Source organism: Acinetobacter sp. C32I, from assembly GCF_023702715.1.
Classification (GTDB): Bacteria; Pseudomonadota; Gammaproteobacteria; order Pseudomonadales; family Moraxellaceae; genus Acinetobacter.
On sequence record NZ_CP098480.1, the window covers coordinates 1,074,032 to 1,093,062 of the forward strand.

At 38.9% G+C, this 19,031-nt stretch carries 28 protein-coding genes and 1 pseudogene; 3 read left to right on the plus strand and 26 right to left on the minus strand.

Annotated elements, in window-relative coordinates; translation table 11 throughout:
* Positions 1-403: 403 nt before the first annotated feature.
* From NDN13_RS05170 to NDN13_RS05245, 16 genes are all read right to left on the minus strand, one after another.
* Positions 404-922: a phage-derived protein YdaY family protein gene (locus NDN13_RS05170; RefSeq protein WP_251117449.1), complete on the minus strand. Its 519-nt coding sequence runs from the start codon at positions 920-922 to the stop codon at positions 404-406.
* 41 nt (positions 923-963) lie between these two features.
* Complete coding sequence (locus NDN13_RS05175; RefSeq protein WP_251117450.1) at positions 964-1,884, minus strand: phage tail tube protein; 921 nt, start codon at positions 1,882-1,884, stop codon at positions 964-966.
* 59 nt (positions 1,885-1,943) lie between these two features.
* The gene (locus NDN13_RS05180; RefSeq protein ID WP_251117451.1) at positions 1,944-2,264 is read right to left on the minus strand and encodes a hypothetical protein; all 321 of its coding nucleotides are present in this window, start codon (positions 2,262-2,264) and stop codon (positions 1,944-1,946) included.
* Between the two features lie 2 nt (positions 2,265-2,266).
* Positions 2,267-2,995, minus strand: coding sequence for a KilA-N domain-containing protein (locus tag NDN13_RS05185; RefSeq protein ID WP_101236591.1), 729 nt, complete (start codon positions 2,993-2,995; stop codon positions 2,267-2,269).
* 394 nt (positions 2,996-3,389) lie between these two features.
* On the minus strand, positions 3,390-3,833 hold the full coding sequence (locus tag NDN13_RS05190; protein ID WP_251118168.1) for a hypothetical protein: 444 nt from the start codon (positions 3,831-3,833) through the stop codon (positions 3,390-3,392).
* Entirely contained in the window at positions 3,790-4,158 is a 369-nt protein-coding gene (locus NDN13_RS05195; protein WP_251117452.1) for an HK97 gp10 family phage protein, read from the minus strand. The genes NDN13_RS05190 and NDN13_RS05195 overlap by 44 nt, the downstream gene beginning before the upstream one ends.
* A gap of 74 nt (positions 4,159-4,232) precedes the next feature.
* On the minus strand, positions 4,233-4,889 hold the full coding sequence (locus NDN13_RS05200) for a hypothetical protein (protein ID WP_251117453.1): 657 nt from the start codon (positions 4,887-4,889) through the stop codon (positions 4,233-4,235).
* Positions 4,890-4,926: 37 nt separating this feature from the next.
* Positions 4,927-5,295: a glutamate 5-kinase gene (locus NDN13_RS05205; protein WP_251117454.1), complete on the minus strand. Its 369-nt coding sequence runs from the start codon at positions 5,293-5,295 to the stop codon at positions 4,927-4,929.
* Positions 5,295-5,675, minus strand: a complete 381-nt coding sequence (locus tag NDN13_RS05210; RefSeq protein ID WP_251117455.1) for a hypothetical protein — start codon at positions 5,673-5,675, stop codon at positions 5,295-5,297. Before NDN13_RS05210 ends, NDN13_RS05205 begins: the two co-directional genes overlap by 1 nt.
* Before the next feature lie 3 nt (positions 5,676-5,678).
* Positions 5,679-5,999, minus strand: coding sequence for a HeH/LEM domain-containing protein (locus NDN13_RS05215; protein ID WP_251117456.1), 321 nt, complete (start codon positions 5,997-5,999; stop codon positions 5,679-5,681).
* A 41-nt stretch (positions 6,000-6,040) separates the two neighbouring features.
* Complete coding sequence (locus tag NDN13_RS05220) at positions 6,041-6,991, minus strand: major capsid protein (protein WP_251117457.1); 951 nt, start codon at positions 6,989-6,991, stop codon at positions 6,041-6,043.
* Between the two features lie 12 nt (positions 6,992-7,003).
* Entirely contained in the window at positions 7,004-7,795 is a 792-nt protein-coding gene (locus NDN13_RS05225; RefSeq protein ID WP_251117458.1) for a hypothetical protein, read from the minus strand.
* 81 nt (positions 7,796-7,876) lie between these two features.
* Positions 7,877-8,026, minus strand: a complete 150-nt coding sequence (locus tag NDN13_RS05230) for a hypothetical protein (RefSeq protein ID WP_251117459.1) — start codon at positions 8,024-8,026, stop codon at positions 7,877-7,879.
* Between the two features lie 506 nt (positions 8,027-8,532).
* Complete coding sequence (locus tag NDN13_RS05235) at positions 8,533-8,829, minus strand: hypothetical protein (RefSeq protein ID WP_251118169.1); 297 nt, start codon at positions 8,827-8,829, stop codon at positions 8,533-8,535.
* 76 nt (positions 8,830-8,905) lie between these two features.
* The gene (locus NDN13_RS05240) at positions 8,906-9,616 is read right to left on the minus strand and encodes a phage antirepressor KilAC domain-containing protein (protein ID WP_251117460.1); all 711 of its coding nucleotides are present in this window, start codon (positions 9,614-9,616) and stop codon (positions 8,906-8,908) included.
* Positions 9,613-9,771, minus strand: a complete 159-nt coding sequence (locus NDN13_RS05245) for a toxin-antitoxin system HicB family antitoxin (protein WP_251117461.1) — start codon at positions 9,769-9,771, stop codon at positions 9,613-9,615. Before NDN13_RS05245 ends, NDN13_RS05240 begins: the two co-directional genes overlap by 4 nt.
* 112 nt (positions 9,772-9,883) lie before the next feature.
* Here NDN13_RS05245 and NDN13_RS05250 point away from each other — a divergent pair.
* Positions 9,884-10,019, plus strand: a pseudogene (locus NDN13_RS05250) (Arc family DNA-binding protein); the annotation flags it as partial.
* 342 nt (positions 10,020-10,361) lie between these two features.
* On the opposite strand, the gene NDN13_RS05255 reads toward NDN13_RS05250, so the two are convergent.
* The 3 genes from NDN13_RS05255 to NDN13_RS05265 form a co-directional block, all read right to left on the minus strand.
* Entirely contained in the window at positions 10,362-11,456 is a 1,095-nt protein-coding gene (locus tag NDN13_RS05255) for a hypothetical protein (RefSeq protein WP_251117462.1), read from the minus strand.
* An 85-nt stretch (positions 11,457-11,541) separates the two neighbouring features.
* A complete protein-coding gene (locus NDN13_RS05260) occupies positions 11,542-11,856 on the minus strand; it encodes a hypothetical protein (protein WP_251117463.1) in 315 nt (104 codons plus the stop codon).
* 233 nt (positions 11,857-12,089) lie between these two features.
* Positions 12,090-12,347 (minus strand): DUF4282 domain-containing protein, encoded by a 258-nt coding sequence (locus NDN13_RS05265; protein ID WP_353050824.1) that lies wholly within the window; start codon positions 12,345-12,347, stop codon positions 12,090-12,092.
* A 113-nt stretch (positions 12,348-12,460) separates the two neighbouring features.
* Here NDN13_RS05265 and NDN13_RS05270 point away from each other — a divergent pair, with 113 nt between their 5' ends.
* Positions 12,461-12,814: a lysozyme inhibitor LprI family protein gene (locus NDN13_RS05270; protein WP_251117464.1), complete on the plus strand. Its 354-nt coding sequence runs from the start codon at positions 12,461-12,463 to the stop codon at positions 12,812-12,814.
* Positions 12,815-12,842: 28 nt separating this feature from the next.
* Here NDN13_RS05270 and NDN13_RS05275 read toward each other — a convergent pair whose 3' ends face one another.
* A complete protein-coding gene (locus NDN13_RS05275) occupies positions 12,843-13,202 on the minus strand; it encodes a hypothetical protein (protein WP_251117465.1) in 360 nt (119 codons plus the stop codon).
* Between the two features lie 57 nt (positions 13,203-13,259).
* On the opposite strand from NDN13_RS05275, the gene NDN13_RS05280 reads away from it, so the two are divergent.
* Complete coding sequence (locus NDN13_RS05280) at positions 13,260-13,607, plus strand: lysozyme inhibitor LprI family protein (protein WP_251117466.1); 348 nt, start codon at positions 13,260-13,262, stop codon at positions 13,605-13,607.
* A gap of 145 nt (positions 13,608-13,752) precedes the next feature.
* Here NDN13_RS05280 and NDN13_RS05285 read toward each other — a convergent pair whose 3' ends face one another.
* From NDN13_RS05285 to NDN13_RS05310, 6 genes are read right to left on the minus strand one after another with little or no spacing between them, the layout of a single operon-like run.
* Positions 13,753-13,968 (minus strand): hypothetical protein, encoded by a 216-nt coding sequence (locus NDN13_RS05285; protein ID WP_251117467.1) that lies wholly within the window; start codon positions 13,966-13,968, stop codon positions 13,753-13,755.
* 20 nt (positions 13,969-13,988) lie between these two features.
* A complete protein-coding gene (locus NDN13_RS05290; RefSeq protein WP_251117468.1) occupies positions 13,989-15,095 on the minus strand; it encodes a minor capsid protein in 1,107 nt (368 codons plus the stop codon).
* Positions 15,096-15,104: 9 nt separating this feature from the next.
* Entirely contained in the window at positions 15,105-16,445 is a 1,341-nt protein-coding gene (locus NDN13_RS05295) for a DUF4055 domain-containing protein (RefSeq protein WP_251117469.1), read from the minus strand.
* A gap of 39 nt (positions 16,446-16,484) precedes the next feature.
* The gene (locus NDN13_RS05300) at positions 16,485-17,801 is read right to left on the minus strand and encodes a phage terminase large subunit family protein (protein WP_251117470.1); all 1,317 of its coding nucleotides are present in this window, start codon (positions 17,799-17,801) and stop codon (positions 16,485-16,487) included.
* Positions 17,785-18,336, minus strand: a complete 552-nt coding sequence (locus NDN13_RS05305) for a DUF2280 domain-containing protein (RefSeq protein WP_251117471.1) — start codon at positions 18,334-18,336, stop codon at positions 17,785-17,787. The genes NDN13_RS05300 and NDN13_RS05305 overlap by 17 nt, the downstream gene beginning before the upstream one ends.
* 48 nt (positions 18,337-18,384) lie before the next feature.
* Complete coding sequence (locus NDN13_RS05310; RefSeq protein ID WP_251117472.1) at positions 18,385-19,029, minus strand: putative metallopeptidase; 645 nt, start codon at positions 19,027-19,029, stop codon at positions 18,385-18,387.
* Positions 19,030-19,031: the final 2 nt, after the last annotated feature.

Here is a 19,031-nt window from a genome sequence, read left to right on the forward strand (position 1 = left end):
ATAATATCGATAAGCCATCTCAGCGTCAATACTCCAAATATTAACTTACGTCAATACCCCGTATGCATGTTATGCGACCACTTAGAGCATAAATTGCACTTTATGCGTCTCAAATTGTCGTAACCTCCCCACCCAACTCATCACTTCATCCGCTTCTCAGCCTCTGCTTTAGCCTTTTTATGCGACTCATCAAGAAATAGATTGTCTAGCGTGAAGATACATTCATTAAATATGTATCTCTCTACTGGCAAATCGTACTGCTCAACATATGCATTGATAGCGGCTATATCTAAGGCCAGTGGAACACATTGCTCGTATCGTCTAGATCGAGCAATGGTGTTATAGGCTGATAGAATAGTATTTGCTGTGAATGAATATTCAGGTGGTTCTATTTCAGGAAGGCCTAAGGCGTTCCTTTGCGCTTTTTCATGGTCCGAGAGCCCAGCATATCGACTGGAGAACTTGTAGAGGGTTGTGACTTTCCCACAACTTCAACCTTATAGGCATCAGCTTCAGTTTGAATCTGTTCTGCTTCATTTTTAACGAACAGCCAAATTGATAGTCCAACATCACCCATCCCTAAGAGCTTTAAAGCATTATCTGGATGATAACTAGGCTCGCTTCGGATAGATTCTCCTTCAGCATTAATTTCAAGGAAAACCACACCTTTCCAGTCTTCAATTAAATGACAAGCTGCTGCTTCTAGAACAAGCTCATGATAAAGCTTATCTCCCTTAGCGACACTTTTAACATCAAACCCTTTAGATGTTATTTGATGATTGGCACGCTCTAAGGCCACTTGATAAGGCTTATACCCAATACCACGCACCTTAAATTCTGCAAGAACATTCCCTTCTATATCCTTATATTCACGCCATAGGCTGACATCTTTATTGGTTTGAATATTGACTTCTAAAGCCATGTTGTTCTCCGGATAAAGGCAGCCTTACGCTACCATTTTGCTTAAGGCGCAATAACACGTGTAATCACGGGTGATACACGAACATGGTTGTAGTTAATGTCGATTGTGATGGTGTCATCGCCACCACCATCTGGATGAGGCGCCTCAGCAACTTCTAATTGTGGGAACTGGAAGGCATAACCATTGCCTGCACTGTCTTCAATTGAGAACTCTAAAGGCATCGTGTCACGTGTCTTAATAAAGTCGATATAGCTTGCTGATTGTGCCGAGAACATGTATTGAGTGTTAACGGTGATGTCTACAATCTTTTCTAAGTAAGTTGTTGCTGTGAGCTTTTGAGAACCAATACAACGAATCGCTTCCATATTGTTGTTGATGGATAGCTCAAGTGTCTGCATACAGGCGCTGCCGACTACGGTTTCACCATTAACTTTTAAGTCACCAACATTCAAAGCGGAAACAAGCACAGCTTCTGGAACTGGTAACGGCGAAGTAACAGGACTTGTTGTAGTTCGCTCAAACACGGTTCCCATTAGGCCAAATGTGGCAGTGATTTTTCCTGTTGTGGCAAGAGATAATGATGCTTCATTAACTCGAACACCACGGTAGATAAAGACTTGATTAATATCTGAGTAGACTTTGACGAATGTAAATGTTTTACGAACATCACCACCGAAGTTAAGAACATCACTGGCCCAGTTATTCATAGCAACAGCTGACCAGAAGTCATCAAACAAACCAACTGATAATTCAACTTCAAGTGAACCTGTAATTTCTGCTTCAGTAGCCATACCTCCCTGACGGAAACGGGTGTCTACAATGCTGTTAGAAGCTTCAGTTGTGACGTTTTCTGTTAAACCGTCTGTAACTCGTCGTATAGTCTTCCATCCTGGTGTAGTTGGTAAGACTTCTGGGGTTTGCTCCTCGGCATAATAGAGGCGGATCTTTGCACCAGAACTCATCTAAGTTCTCCTTAATTTTTAGGCATTAAAAAGCCCTCGAATTGAGGGCGTTGGATGTGTTATTTAAAAATAAATGTGGCTAGTAAAGTAAGCATGACTAGAAATGCTAAGAACCAGAATGAATTCTTCCAGTATTTAATCTTCTTGGCCATCACATCAATTACAGCTGAACTTTTATCCAAAGCTTCTCCGCAATCAAACACCATCTTTCTATAGTCTGAGTTTTGTTTTCTTAAATCCTTAGTACTATGCCAATTCTCAATAAGCATTCTTTGTTGTGATTGCATGCGGATAATTACTTCATCAACTAACTCACTATGGGTCATAGATTGCAATTCCTCGCGGACTTCTAAAAAGTCATCAACTTCCCGTCCATCCATAATTATTCACCTTGCGGCATTACTAAGCGCAATTGCCCCCTCACAGAGTTAAATGCTTGAAAGCAACGGCTTACAAAGTCTTGATAGTCATTGGATGAATTAGCAATTGCTTCAACTTTAGTTATTTGCTCTGAAAGCAATTTCTCTCCACCACTTGTGAGCCATTGATGCATTTTTTCACCATCACGTTTACTTGCTCTGATCTCAGCAAGAACCTCTTTTGGCATAATGATTCGATAAACCCACTTATTTGTTAAGTCGCCAAAAATTGCAGGTGATCCACCAATATGATTATTAAACTTTGTGCCTGTAACTTTTGCTAAAGCTTTATAGAAAGAATCTGGGAAACGTTTCTCCCAAGTGGACGCTTCTGGCAAGAGCATCAAACGCATCATATCTTGAACTGAAGGTGGAGCCTGACTAGTTCGAATAAGGTTATCAATTTGCTCATCACACCAAATTGCAAAATCAATATCTAACCATTGAGCAAAACGAACTGCTAGCTTTGGATGCAGCCAAGTTCCACCATTATTTCCTCGCTTAGTCTTCAAATAAGGGATTTTCCCGTATTTGCGTTCAAGTGCTTCTAAATACTTATTTGTTTCTGGTAAACGCACCCAATCATGGACCCGTTTATTAAATTTACTAGCAGCTTGTGTTGCATTAAACCAACCTTGATTATCAAAAGCTTGATCCTCATCTTCATACTTAATTTTTACAATTGCATTCATTGGTATGCTCCGACTACCCATAAATAAAAGTCACTGGCAAGAAGATGCAATGAGTAGTCGAATGACCATCTTCCTTTCGAACCGTCGCCCTAGCCAGTGGTTGCCTGAGATCAGGCAATAAAAAAGCCCTGCATTGCTGCAAGGCTTATTCTTTCAGTTGAAAAAATGGGTTTTTCTCCATTTTTCCTGTTTTGAAAACAAGAAAACCTGCCGCTATGGACAGGTTCGTTTAAAAGTAAATCTACTTTATTGGGTGTTTTAGGTGCCAAAACCTCTTTTCAGTAGCATTAAAAATGCAAAAACCCCGCATATCGCGAGGTCAAATTTAAAGTGGTTTTCTGTTAAGCATAGTCAACACCACTTTAGACAAAATACAATACAAATGGCGAATAAGTCAATTAACTCTATAATTTAAAATAATATTGTACTGCACAAAATCCTTATCAGTACCCACACGATTTACCTGTCCCTGCAAACACTCAAGATGACTAGAGGTAAAATATTCAAAATGACCAAGCAAAGCATCACTCAAAACAGTTAAATCTTTCTCTCCTGTATGTGGTCGAGCAAAACATTGAATATTGATCACTCCTGTTCTTCGGGTACATGGCGTATCAGCTAGTCCTGAGATAATGCTTGGACCACCAAGAATATTCAGCCGGCACCATAACCCATCAACAGGAACATTAAAATTTGGTGCATTGGGATACTGGATTCTATCTTGAGTCAGGCCTGTAAATAACTGCATCCGCCCGACGATGGCTTGTCTTGTTTGCTCAAGAGTCATTGCCATATTAACCACCGTATTTTTGAGAAATAAAGTTAAACGTCGTGCTATAGATACCTTGAGGTGCTTGATCAGACCAGCCATTTTCCAGTCGTTCTGCATAAGCTAGATTGTTCTGGATATAGACCAGATTTCCTAGCTTAATCCTTACTGCCTGAACTGCAGCATCCTGTACGGCGTTTGTTTCAGGACCGCGTTTACCAAAGTTACCAGATCCAATCGATACAATATGAGATGCACGATATGCACCCGTATCTACTGGACTTGAAACAACTAAGGACTGCACTGTATGCATGGTGATTTTCTGAATGAGTTTTTCAGCTCCCTTAACAACTGCTACGCTAAAGTCAGTTGGCTTTTTCCCCTTCCATCCCATCTCTCATCTCACTATTAATGCTTACCATTATCCCCTAAATATTTAGTAAAAAAACTCACCGAAGTGAGTATTAATTAAACATGTAAAATACTTAAATTAGTTCTTAATTGCCTTAAACGTTGTATTTTTTCAAATTTCTGTTGTTGGGCATTGTTTTGTTTTTTTGCATAGACCTCTGCTAATGCAACAAGCTGTTGTGTTGTACCATTTGCAACTTTCTTGTATTCAAAATACATTGAAGCTTCTTGTGACAAATCAAACCAATAATTAAAAAGTAATTCATAAATTTCCTTACTAGTTTCAGAAAATTTAATAGAAGCATCATCTATCTGATTAATTTCAGAACATTTAGTTGAAAAACTAGTGAGTTTTTGAAAAAAATTAGATCTAAATTCATAGAAATTATTTACCACTTCGAAATTTTCAACTTGAATGTTATAAAAATTATTAAATTCATCAAGAATATTAAGTAATTCTTTACTGATCTGTTCATTATTAATAGAAGCATGTTGCTGACGCCAATCACTAAATAACAGTAATGCTGTAACAGGTGCTAAAAAGTAAGCCAAGAGTGTTAACGAATCATTAAGTACATCATAAAATGCATTCGCATTAAATTGACTTGATAAATCAACTTTCAATACGAAACCAATAATGAAGTATGAGATGAAAAACATTAGTAACCAAAATATCGCTGAACTAATTTTTCCGTCTAAAGTTTTTTTTGCCATATATCCCCCTAATTTATAAGGGTATTAGAACAATTATTCAAACCTTTCTCAACTGGCATTTCCAAATCGTTTCGGCTGGATCTTGCTGAATATGCATGACTCGAAACTTCCCAAGAGGCGTAAACCACTCATCATCAATTTTCGGTACCAAAGTTACTTCATTCTGCACAACAACCGTTTTTTTATCGGTGGCCAAGACACCGAGCGTCTGGATCTCGTATTGATTGTATGAACCAAATAAGACACCACGGCCAGAATAATTCTCTTTGATGGTCTTGTGGGTTTCGGTCAGAGGATCCCATTCTGTTCTAATTATCCGCTCACACGTAAAGGATTGAACGGCATCTGCCAAATCTTCATTAAATGCCTCGGCAATATCCACCTGTAGTTCATCACGTAGGCCCATTAGATTTTCCTTATAAAGAATACAGAAGAACGTTTAGTGAAAGGTTTGATCAAATCCAAAATGTATTGCTCGGTAGCATTCAGCGTTACCGATCCATCTTGGTATTCCTTTTCTGACTCAACCGTATCGGCCTTAACCTTTTTACGTTTTAAGACCTGTTCCTGCCCTTGATAGAGATCACCTTTCATGATGCCCTTAATGATCTCGTATGAGGCTGTTTTTAGTGCCTGAGGCACTAGTGTCTCATCATCATAAGGTTTCACATTACGGGCGATCAGATAGGTTTCCGCCTTTTGAAGATAATCAGCCTTATCACTGGCAGATAAAGCATCAAAGCCTACAACATGTTCAATCGCTTCTTGTTCAGTGATAAAGCTCATGGATTATTCCTTAGGCTCTTGTGGGATAAGTGCGAGTAAATCGTCTTTACGGGTAACGCCGTCAAATGAAATGCCTTTTTCGGTCAATACAGCTTTGATTTCATCAACCTTTAAGGATGAATAATCAACAGATGTAGGACCATCTAAAGGATCAGGTATTCCTTTACCTTCATTGAGTTCTGCAATACGTGCTGTCATTGCTTCAGGATCATTCATGAATGCAATAAACTCACCTTTTACGCCAGCTAATTGCTCTTCTAGTTCATTCACTTTTTGTTGTGTCATTTGTCGTTCCCGTGCTCGGTTGAATGATGAAAGTCCCATTTCTGGATCTCCAAAAAAGATAAAGGCGGTATTACCCGCCTTTATTTGACCTTATGTTTAAACGCCACAATACGAATCTGCTTTGGATCGTATACGCGCTCCCAGTTATTTTCTGTTGAAAGGCCGCTGTTATTTGGGGCAATGCCCATTGCTCCCGACCATTTGATACCACGAGGATGTAGAACAAAATGACGGCGGTTAATCAGAATGTCGGAACCGGCTAAACTGTCACGGTCCGTTTCCACGCCTACTGGCGCTCCAATATCCTGAAAACCAATTGCACCTTGGCCAAACAGGAACGACGTAAATACATCACCATCGACAGGCATGCCGTCATCGACAATGACACGGCGATCCATAAAGGTTTTATAAAGCACCACACCATCTGCATCACGGACTGTTTCAATCAAGCCCTGCTTAGCCAATGCAGCCATCGTTGCTGAATGCATGGCAATTGCTGTTAATTTATCAACCGCATCGCCCAACTTATAAGAAGCATCGATAAAAGAAACACCATCAATCACTGCAGCAGCACCGGCACCAGCGGAAATATCATGAGTATTACTGGCCATGCTTGCAGAACCGAACACACCTTTAAGTGTATTCACAGTGAAACCTTGGAACTCTCGTGCCCAGTAATCAGCAACAAGATCACCAACGGCACCCAATGGATCATCACCAGACAATGCTTTGGCTAGGTCATTGGCACCCCAAGCTTTACCACGGGCATGTAAAATCGCAATATCCTGTCCCGCCGCAATGTTATTCACTGTCAAGGCCTGATTATCTGATAGGACTTCAGACTCACCGTCTAAATCGTTCCAGAATGGAATATTCACAGTAGAGCCGCCTTGGGTACCGAATGCCACCTCAACATCCAGTTCACCAACAATACCCGACTGCCATAAAGCAGATTTCTTGGTGGTTTTGTTTAAAACGTACTGAGTGAATAACTCTGGTACGATTACATCAGCAATTTTTGTTTCAGCCATGTGGCCTTCTCCTTAAAGTTTAATACCATGTTTTGCAGCAAGCTCTTTAGCTAACTGCGGATTTTCATTTCGTAATTGAGCGAGTTTGGTTAAGTTCACCGAGCCATCAGCTTTAGTGATGTCGACCTGAATTTTTGTATTGGTACTACCTGGTGAACCCGAACCATTTGCTTTTGGCCAGAAGTAAGGTTTTTGCTCGCGTAAGGTTTCGACCCATTCCTTAGGTGACAATGGCGTCTTGCCATCTTTCCCAATAACGACGTCGCCGTTTGTATCAACTGCAACAGCCTTGCCATTCTCATCGAGTACAAATTTGGATTGAGCTAGGAATGCAATATCTGCAGTCGCTTCAGGTAAGGCTTCAAGCTCGACAGCAGCTTGTACAATTTGACCTTGGACAACGGATTGCTTGAACTTATTGGCATAGGCTTCAGCCTTATCCGCACGTTCTTTTTCAGCATTCAGTAACTTGTCATGTTGTTCACGCATCTTCTCGGTACGCTTTTGAATGACTTCACCAACTTTGCCTTCAGCAATTAATTTCGCATCTTCATCGAGTTCTAATTGGGCAAACAGCTTTTTGACAATTTCAGGATCAATCCCCTCAAACCTTTTTTGTAGCTTCTGGAGTTCTTGTTTCGCATTCTTGGCGGCATCACGCTCGCTTTGTAATGCAGTCTTCAGACCTTTCGGATCTTCGTAACCATCCAAATCAAGGCGAAACTTCCCGTCCTCCTCGACATATAAGCCACGATGTTCCTCTTTAACGTCTTCTAGTAAAGCTACAATAAATGGTAATGACATGTTCAAACCTCTCGTTTGATTTGTTGGCCTTTTCTTAAGGCAATAAAAAACCGCCCGAAGGCGGTGTGTAAGTAAATGCGATTATTTCAACGCTAAAATAATCGCGATAATGACAATTCCAATGACTAATCCTAAATTGGTAATCGCCTGCATTAGTCCTGCTCGATCGGCACCTTTCTCGCTCATTTTTCCATCTACCTTTAACTCGGATTTTGATGTATGCTTATGCATAGTAATGTTTCTCCTTAACTTCCCAGTTGAGTTGATTCTAAAAAGCTCATGATTGCCGTCATGGGCTTTTTGCTTTATTGGTCACAGCAACTCTTACTGCTTCAAACTTTCAAATGGATTCAAAATGATTTCCCCTTGAAATGGCTAAGTACAATGGCTTTTTTTAGATAAAAAAAAGCCCCCGATAACGTGATTGCGTTACGAGAGCTTAGTTAAGTACCGGCCTATAGAAATTCCCTGATTTTAAATTCATCAGGGGTATTAAATAAGACTGTGGTTAAATCATGTTTAAATTTTTACCAATAGTACTCCTAAGCTATGCATATTCTCGTTCGCAATCAAAATTTTCTAATTAATTAGATTCATATTCGATAGGTTTGACGAGCTGATAGCATAGAAGTTCTCTAGTGGTTAAATAGGGTGATCTCCATACAATATACTATTTTCATTAATTTTCAATAAGCTTTTGAAAAAAATACTCCGTTACATGGTGTTTATGAAATCAATCAAACCTTATGATCGCCTTGCTGCTGAAATTCCATTTCCTGCTTTTTACTAAACTCAAGTGAATCTTGAATCATGCCCTCAGTGATCTGAAAAAGCCGAGTCAGTTCTTTAAATACGGATTCAGGTACGTTATACACCTTACCCACATATTCAATAACTCTCTCTTGCTTATGCTGGATTGCATCAAGCATTGCAGCAATATCGGAAACTTGCTCATAAGCGAGTGCAAAGCCTTCGGCAACATCGCTTGCGTCATAGGCTTGATTTTTAATTCCTATCTGTATCATACTGTTCATCGTTACATTTCCTATGTGACAAATTAAAAGCCCTTTGATTCCGCCAAGTTTCGTGAGGGCTTTTTTATTGCCTGAATTACGCATTGTGGTTTCCTAATAGCTTTGAAAGCTTGGTTAACCCCTTTGGTGTCACTCTCACTTGCTCTGTGATTTTATTTGAGCCATCTCCACGGGTAATTTCAGTTACCTTATGTTCTAAGTACCCAGACTGAACTTTTTCTTGGTAGCCCAAGTAATGTGCTGAGCCTGTGCGTTTATAAATCCACTGTTTTTGATTCAGCCATGAGATCAGATCTTTTGGTCGCATTTGTAATGCTTTCGCCGTATCTGTAAGGCACAAGCTACCGTCTGCTGTCGCAATACGATCGAAAGCTTCAACTGTTGGCTGCATAACCTCTACTTGCTGCTCTAGTTCAATCACTTTTTCTGAATACGTGAGTAAGGCATTTCGTAAAGCATGTGGATCTGCCAATAGTTTCATTGGATCAATTGGTTTAGCAACTTGAGCTTCAAGCTCCTGCCAACGGTCTACTAAGCGAGCTGTAAACTCTGGGCAAAGTTGAGCAACTACAATAATGCTGTCTCGTTTACCTTGTTCGCCTGTGAATACGAAAAATGTACTTGGTCGACCTGCTGTAGGCTTTTCCTCAATTTGAGGAGAAGTAATAACACCTTGGTTTACAAGAGTTTCAATAGTACGCTTAACATTATCATGACGTTTTTCTACAAGTTCAGAAATTTCTAAACTTGTCATTGATTGAGTTAACAGTGGGATAATTGCATTCATGCTTTTACCTCTTGAGGCTGGTTAATCATTAACTCGACTGCCTTATTGATTAAATAATTCATTGAGCGTTCTTCTTGCTGAGCTTTCACTTTCAGCTTCCTATGTAAGTCAGCATCAAGCCGACCTTTGATATAAACAAATTCTTTGGGGTTCATGTTCCCTCCAATGCCACAAAATGTGGCTTTTAATTAATATAGCCACACTTTGTGGTAATGTAAATAAGTTAACTAAAACATTTGCCACATTTTGTGGCTTTCGAGGTCATTCATGAGTAACCAAGCTGATCACACCATCGTTCGATTACGTGTTCCGCCTGATTTAAAAGAAAAAATTGAAAAATCTGCTGAAGAAAATAACCGTTCACAAAGTGCTGAAATGGTTTCTAGACTTGAGGAAAGCTTTCCCCCAACTAATCATCAAGAAGCATATAAAAGATATATAAACAAAAGAATTCTGAATCTGACTTACACAATTGAACGTCTTGAACTTCAGATCGGTAATGTTAATTATTTAATAAAAGCCCACACTCAAGATACTGAGAAAGCTAATAAGTGGAATACTATTAAAGAATTTATGATATTAGAAAGAGATACTGCTATAGAGAATTTGAAGAAATTATATAGTGAAGATATTGACAATATAAATATGAAATCACTTGATGATGAAACAAAGGATCTTTTGCAAAAATATGTAGATATAAAAAAAGCACCATGAGGTGCTTTTTTAGAAATTAAATATAATTTAGTTATTTTTTCAATCCGATAATTAGATATTCTAAAACAGCTTGAATTACTAACTCACTGTTATAGTCTTTATCAACAGCTACAAATTCATGAGTTCCTATTTTTTCTGAATCGACTTGACCAATTTTTTTTAGCTCATGATAAACATAAATAACATTTTCTTTATCATCTTTCACCACTCTAATTTGTCTATTCTTATCATCTAAAAAAATTAAAACATCATCTCTTAACGAGAGATCAAAAGCGTAATCCAATTCCTCTGGTCGTAAATCTTTAAAAACTAAAGGGCTGAGTTCCAATTTATATTTAACTTCTTTAAAATCCTTATTTTCTCCAACACATACTCCTTCAAAATCAATAACAAACTTTAAAACTTCACTTAAAGCACCATCAGAAGTTATAATATTAATTTCATTCTTAAAGCCATATGCTTGCATAAAATGCTTATATTTCAAAAATGTAAGATCATACAAAACATTATATGCTCTTTTCTCTATATAATTATTACTCTCTCTCATTTTTTTCTCAAACTTTCGTCCCAAGAATAATTTAGAAAAAGGATGATCTCGACCTGCATTTGCCAAAAATGCTAAAGAAAATAATAAAACACCACTTTTTTTATAGTTTTTATTTTTATATACAACTTCATCTACAAAAATTTTGATCAACTCAAAATTAGTTATTTTTTTATTTAAATTTTCAACATATATTTCAAACACTCTAAGTAGAACTTTTAGATTTAAGTCCTGATTTTCAACAGAGTAGCTATCAAGTATTATCTGATCAAAATATTTTTCTAATGTCCACCTCTTATCTGACAAAAAAACATTCTCTTTTTTAGTATTACTAAAAAAAGAATTAATTGCATCTAAATCTTGTTGAGATGACTCTATAAACCTATCTTTATCCTCCTTCCTAATTTTTCTAGCAAATATTGACTCATCGATAGCTGGAAGAATTGAAACAATATTTCCAACACGGTCAATTTCTTTTAGAAATTGGATAGTCTCTTTTTTATCATCAGCAACAATTCCATTTTCTAAATAATCCTTCACCCATGAAATCACACATCGATCTAAAAGATAAATTACTTCCATCAATATACCCCTATAAAAAATAAGTTATTGATAGCATAAAAGAGGTTAAAATCCAACTTAATATTTATAGAGCCTGAATCAAAAATCATGGCTTCTGATTTATCTCCTGAACATAAACAGTCAATGATTGATTTGCTTCGAGAGCTGCCTGCCGAGAGTATAAAACACCTGACAACGAAAATTGTGGATACGGGTTATGACAATCTAGACTCTCTAATGAACTTAATTCAAAACGGCCTTTTTTAGCTATTTGCTTAAACTTTAAAAATCCGATTGGCTTAGTATAATTTCCAACAGGAACATAAAACTCTTCACAATCTTGATTGATATTTTCAAAATAGATTTGTGTTGAGTTCTGATGTAGCCTATTTTCAATTAGAACAATATTTTCTAGTTTCATAAAAACCTTCCGGAATCATTATGGGAAAAACATACTAATAATTGTTGTCTTACTTGTTTTGACTTGGCTTGTCGCCACTGATCGAATGCCGTCTTTAATGGATATTGGTCATGAGATTGCTAAACATATCCTTCCACCAACTAAACAATAAAGTGAAGCCTTGAAAGACTTTCTTTAAGTGAAAAAACCACCTAAGAAGGTGGTTTTTTTAGAACAATTATTGATGTGGCCTTTTAAAAAGTATTCCTATGATTAGCTACTTCATCAAGAAGTTCCGATGTCCGTCTAGTGTTTTGTTGAATTTTAAAAATTACGACCCAAAACTCCGACATAACACGGACAAGGATTGAACCAAAAACCAAAATAAGAATACCAATAAATATACTTTGGCCGCCTGCTACCTCATGTGAAGCTATATTTGTCCCTGATCCAGAATTAAGAATAAATGCCAAGCCTACTATCCAAACCGACAAAAGCATTAGCCAGTACATAACTGTAATTATTTTTGTAGACAAAACAGCATCTAAGAAAAAAAATATTTTTCATTTACCCCCCTATTAATAATATTATGTTCGCAAAACATCCTAATCATATGGAATCTAAAATGAAAAAACTACTTCTAATCGCTTTTTGTTTAATTGGGGCTAACGCTTGGGCTGAGTGTGAGCTTCAATACGAACAGCCTAGTGATATTGCGGCTTGTTATGAAAAAGAATCTTTTAAGAAAGTAACTACAAATTATAATAAGCTATTAAAAATTACAAAAACAGAAACCTATGCTAAGTATGGGTTAAAACCTCTCATACAATCCCAATCAGATTGGATTAAGTTCCGTGACAGCTATTGTTCAAGCTATAGTATCTATCATGGAGAAATCAATAATCATGCCAATTGTATTATTGACATGAATAATAAGAGGGCTGAACAATTAAAAACTGATATTGATGCCTCAGTCTAAGTATTATTCGAAAAACTTGATGCTTCTTTTATTTTGAAACCACTTTTATGTCTTCGATGTGGTAGTTACCTGTGTACTGTGTTTGGCAAAAAACATTTCCAGAAACAGTCACTTTCTTACCTGCATATTTCTTCATTTCTGTACTGTTGAGAGCGATCGTTTTTTGCGTCTGCTCTCCGCAATTAGAATCGTCATTAAAAGTAAGTTCAGAATTTAGTCTTAGATAATAAGCTTTAAAAGAACCATCAGGTTTAGTAATTGGTTTACTGCTAACAACTCCTGATAATTGCATGACTTTTCCATCATCAGGAATTGTAATAACTTGCGTCGCTGCAACAGTCAAACTAGACAAAAATAAGCATCCTGCACCAGTTAAAAATTTATTCATTTCCCTTCCTGTTAAGAATATAATTTTCCGCAATTATCCAATCATATTGAATTAAAAATGAAAAAACTACTTCTAATTACTTCTTGTTTATTTGCAGCTAATGCTTGGGCTGGGGATTGTAGCAAGACAAGTAATTCATTTGAAATAGAACAATGTATGGCTGAAAGTGTTAAATCACTAAAAGCAAAGTTAAATAAAACTTACAACAAGGTTTACACACAAACTGAAGCAAAACCTCAACTCGATGCCGCTCAAAAAGCATGGATAACTTATCGTGATTTACAATGTGCGGATTTTGTTGACGCTGACTCCAATCATAGTCCAGCATCGAATTCTATTTCATTAGCCTGTCAAACAGACTTAATTAACCAAAGAATTGACTATTTAAAATCTCTACAAGAATAAACAGCAGGAACTATAGCCATTATCAAAGGTGTAAGCCGTTGAAATTCTCTTAGGGATTGTTCCTCAATGGTTACACCTTACTGTTGTATTATTTGAGATAGACTGGCCAATCTATACGCCAGAATAATCATTTCTATTTAAGCTATTAATCAGACTTCTGAGTACAAACCGTAACACTGGTAAATACATACTTATCTGGTCGATCGATCTCAGACACATCAGTAAAATTCAGGTAAATATCACGAATATTTACCCCTGTTTCAATCTCAAACTTATTGACTAACTCTGCAATCTGATGGGTTAAAGCCTTTTCTAATTCTTCCTTTCGCGAACAACATTCGGCAATTGATACCTTTAACATAGTAAGTACCTCTACATTTGTTAAATTCCAAGCTCTTTAAATTTTAGCTCATCTAGCTTTCTAAGATGTTCTAGTGTGTAAAGCTGCCCTTCTGGGTCAAAGAACTTATCAAAATCTAACTTCCCCTCTTTATAGAGCTTATACCGTTTAGGCCCTAACCACTCTTTTTGAAAGAAATCATCTGTTTTCTTAAAGAACACTTTGAAAGTTGTGTTTGCATCTATCTGACCAATCAAGTGATCACGCTCATCTTTAGGTATGTCTTTAACTTTACGTTCATCCATCACGAATGGACGTTGGCCAATCAGCAAACCATCTTTATCGACGGGTACTAAAATACTCCGGCAATTTGGATGCAACGGCGGTACACGCTTTGCAGGATCATTGATTGCCCATACCGTACCATCTAGATACGCACAAAGTTTTGATGTTCTCCCATCCAAGGTAGCAACCAGTTTCACATATTCAAAACCGAGCTGATTAAAACTATCTTGGTAAGCTTGATTCGCTACATGGCTGCGTAGCGTTCTCACAGTGCGATCGATGTCAGACTTACTGGTATTTAGAATGCCATCCTCATAATTTTGGCGTTTGGTACCACGAATGCGCTGAATGATTTCCTGATTGGTCTTGCCGCTGCTGAGCCCTTCTCGAATCGCATACTCGACCTTTTGCCGAGCACTTTCAGCTATCTTAGACAGTAGATCATCTACCAAAGCCCCACCAATTAACGGCGTTTTCTTGGCTGAAGAATAAAGCTTATTTCCGTTTGGCTTTTTGATCTTGCCGCCGTAAAGCTTAGATATATAAATTGCCTCATATACCGCTAAAGCTGTTGCTGATACGGCGAATACCTCAGGAATAGAAGTACTTAAACTGGCAAACCACTTTGCAATGAGATCTCGAATCTCTTTAAGGTTAGTTGTGGTATATAGCCCCCCAGCTAATGCCACCTTCTCAGCGTCACTTAACTCTTCTAGCAAATCCCGAAGCTTTGAAAGCATCACATCTGATTCTGAATTAAATAACCTGGTTAATTCATTCACCGATTGAGATGATGCCCGATATAAATAAGCCTGATGCTGGGTGAGTATCTCAATCAGATTTTTGTGATCATTTGAAGCCATTTAGCCTCCTTACAACGGCAGACTGTTTCGCTCATCCTCAACGCGGTCAAGTTCCTCTTCATATTCATGCGTTGGAAGCTTGCCTGTCGCGATATATCCCCAATAGGTTTTAAATGAGTTTTTGCCTGCAAGTGCACCTTCATAAAGTTGCTTAGCCAGATTGATATCGTATTGCTGGACAATAAATTCTGGTTCAACCGTAAAAGCATATTTAGATGGATCTAGCTTGAGCCACTGAGCCGCATATTTAATGGCTTGTTCAATGGCTTCAGCAGCACACATCACGATGCTGTGTAAACTGGCATGCTGATCATCCTGTCTTGCACGGCGGGCTTCACCTGATTCTTGGCTATTGGTATCTATGACCTTAGCCCCTGCTTCCAATGCTGCATTCTTTTGGGCGTCCATTTCCTTTTTGGTCATATCAATTCCATCACCTGAGATCTCCAAGTAACCACAAGTCGACTCCTTAGGTAAATCCCAAACAGCCATTACGCCAGTTACACTGATATCCGAATCATCATCCAAACCACTGATCCATGGTTGTGGATGAGCTGTATGGTGCAATGACTGGAAATAATCTGCACTCAACTGGTAATACTTCAGTGCAGCTTTAGCCATTGTCAGCAATGGTACCGAACCCACATCAGGTGAATTGTCTGTGGTACCGCAGAATACAAACGGCGTAAAAGAAAGTTGATTACCCCCCAAATCAGGCGTTTTATCTTCTGGTATTGCTCCATCAAATAACCGAACCGTTAAAGCGCCGTCTTGCATGGACAAAACACGGTGCACAGTTTTGGTTTCATGGCCAAACTCATCATTACTGTTATCAAACTGCTCCTCGAGCACCAGAAGCTTGAGATCTTTACGGCCGCCAATGCTGTTTTCTTTCCAGTTGATAATCGATAAAGCATCGTACAAAGCAAAGTATGGGACACCATCTGCATCTACATCGACCAATAAGCCACAGCGCCCGTATTCAAGCAGTTCTAGGGAAATCCGAATAAAAAGTTGTTTAAGTCCAAATCCATCATTAGTAGCGTTATTAATCAAACCAGTGAGAAGATTGCTTTCTATCACAATGTCAGGCTCAAGCTTTGATACCAAGCCAATCATCGTTCGTAATGAGTCTTGAACCCATAACGGATACTGAGCGCGGTTCACATAAGCTTTATAGATCTCACCTGCAGTATCGCCCTGCTTCTCGGCTTCGATCATGCCTGCGGACTTGGAAAGGTATTTCGTGGTGGCTTGCTTAATCTCTTCCTCACCAGCAACAGCATCACGCATCATCTGCCAGCTTTTTTGTGCAGCAATATACTGCGGATGTTTATCAGTCACTGCCATAAAAACACCATAAAAAAAGCACCTGTAAAGGTGCGTTGGTTAAGCCATTCCTCGGATCCTGCGCATTCCTGCTGACTTTTTGTCGATCGGGAATAAGTATGCGATTGGATAAGTACCTGCATCATTCATATGGTCAAAGCCTGACTTCTTATCAGGTTGCCCATAATCATCATAGATCTGACGTTCTAGGCATTTAGCGAAGTGTGGGCACTTGATTACGTTTACGAATAAGCGACGCTCAGACAAGGTATTGCAGAGCATTCCATTCATTGAATTGATTCGATCCTTCACAGCAGGGTTTCTGCTGTTGACATGAACCTTAAAGCCAGCCTTTCTGAGTAATGCCAGATCCGTTTCACTGGCATTGCTAGACTTACGGTTTTCACCTGAAGCATCGGGATAGATAGCGATCTCATGATCAGGATAGCGTTCCTGTATTGCCTCAATCATTGCTGGGGTATCAAACAGATTCACAAACTCATCAACCGCATGCATCTGCTCACCACGGCGAACATAGACAACAGCTGCCATCTTAGTGACGTTAAAGTCCATCCCGATGTGGAGTACATCATTTAGCTTAACCGTCTCATTTGATGCGCTTAGTGTTCGATTAAAACAATAGAAGATAACACCCTGATAACTTTCAAAGCTTGCCTCGTATTCTTGGCTGAACGTCTTAGGATCCATCTTGCGTTTAGCAACAATGATTTCAGATTCAGGAATATTGCCACCTTGAAGTGAGGTATATGAAAAGCTTCTACAATCTGGTTCATGTCCAGGCTGACCATCCATGAATGTGTCATAGCAATGATTAAAACCTTTCGGCGTCCCGATCCTTAATATATGCCCTCCGACACGTTGTTCGCCGTTGATCATATATTTACAAGTTGAGAGCATTGGTCGAAGCACTTCTTCCCATGCCGCCCATTTACAGTCGGCCCATTCATCAATAATTAAGAAGAATAAGCCAGATCCACGAAGGTCATCATAGTTGTCCAGACCTACCACACGGATAACATGCCCACTTCTTAAAGTAATTGAACACTCGGTTTCATTTGGCTTGCCTGCTCGCCATGATGCAGGAATTGCCTGTTTTAATCTTTTCCAGAAAACTCGTTTGGCCTGCTTGAATGTAGGTGCTGCATACCAGATCTCATCTTCAACTGATACTTTCCATTGTGCTGCCAGTCTGGCAGCTCTACGCATCTCTGCTTTGGCCAAGAATGTTTTACCAAAACGGCGACCACATACTGCATCACGAAACCGCGCTTCTTTTTGCCAGCCCCATAAATAGATATTGGCTTGCTTTGGCGTTAATTGAACTGAACCTTCAGGGGGATTAAAGAATTGGCTCATCTGGTATCTCCTCATCAGGATTCAGAACAATTTTGTAATCCTCATCAGGAGGTCGATGTTCTGGAGGATTCACTTCACGCTGCAGCTTTTGCAGTTCTAACTTCTTAATCTCGAGTTCTACATCGGCTTTGGTTTGAGCTTTTTCATTGTCGTTTGCGCCAGTTACCTCCTGACGATTGGTAAACAACCCACCCATTTCTTTTGCTGCTTGTTCCGCCCATTTAGGGGTTAATACAGGGTTATCGGGGAATTTCTCTACAAGTTGTTGTAATAGCTGTAGACGGTAACGTTTATTGGCTATCGGGATTGCTTCAAGTTCATCATTGGCCAAACGGCGATATTCAAAAAACTTATCTCGTAATTCCTGGCTTAGGTCTTGCCCTGTTCTTTTGGTGGGATCGTAGGCTTCACACTGTTGAGGGCTAACCTCAATATTGAAAATATCTTTAACTGATTTGGATGTTTGGGTAGGAGTTTCAAACTCGGCAAGCATCCTCACGATGAACAGTTTCACCTTTTTGGTAATACGTGCCATTTCAACCATTCCATCCAAGTACATCCAAGAAGAATGGCAAAAAAAAATTTAAACCACTCTTAGAAAGCAAGTTCCACAGGTATGATAGACATCAGCCTTAGCTACTGTTGGCTGTTGATTTGCAGCATTCACCATTTCTTGTACTTCCTTATTAGCGCCATAACGGCGAACTACTCCCGTGAATTCTTCAACATCATGCCCTTGAATCGACAGCTTAGGCTTACCCGTTTCACGGTTATAGGATGGGATACCCCATTCATCTTTCTTATGGGCGATATGGTAAAGCTCATGTTCGATAAGGGCACAAAAATCAACATCGTTTGCTTGCTGGGCATAGGTCGCATCTATCGTAATTAAGTAATCAGGCAAATCATTGAACCACTGATAAAACTGCTCTTCCTGCCGTTCTTTCTTCCATCCACCCGCATTAATCATAATCTTTTCAGTTTGGCCAACCACAAAACGACCTTGTTTCTGAAACCCACCTTTAGCCCACATCACGGCGATCTGTGGATAGTAGAACGCCCCAAGATGTGAGTGATCAGGGTTAAAAAGCTTATGTTCAGGATTCAGAAAAATAGTCTTGATCCATCGCCATAATTCAGGTGCTGGTGCAAAGTTTGGTGTATCTAGGGCAAAGATCCATTCTGGTGGATATGGTCTTTGATGAATTACAAATCCGACTTCGTTCATAA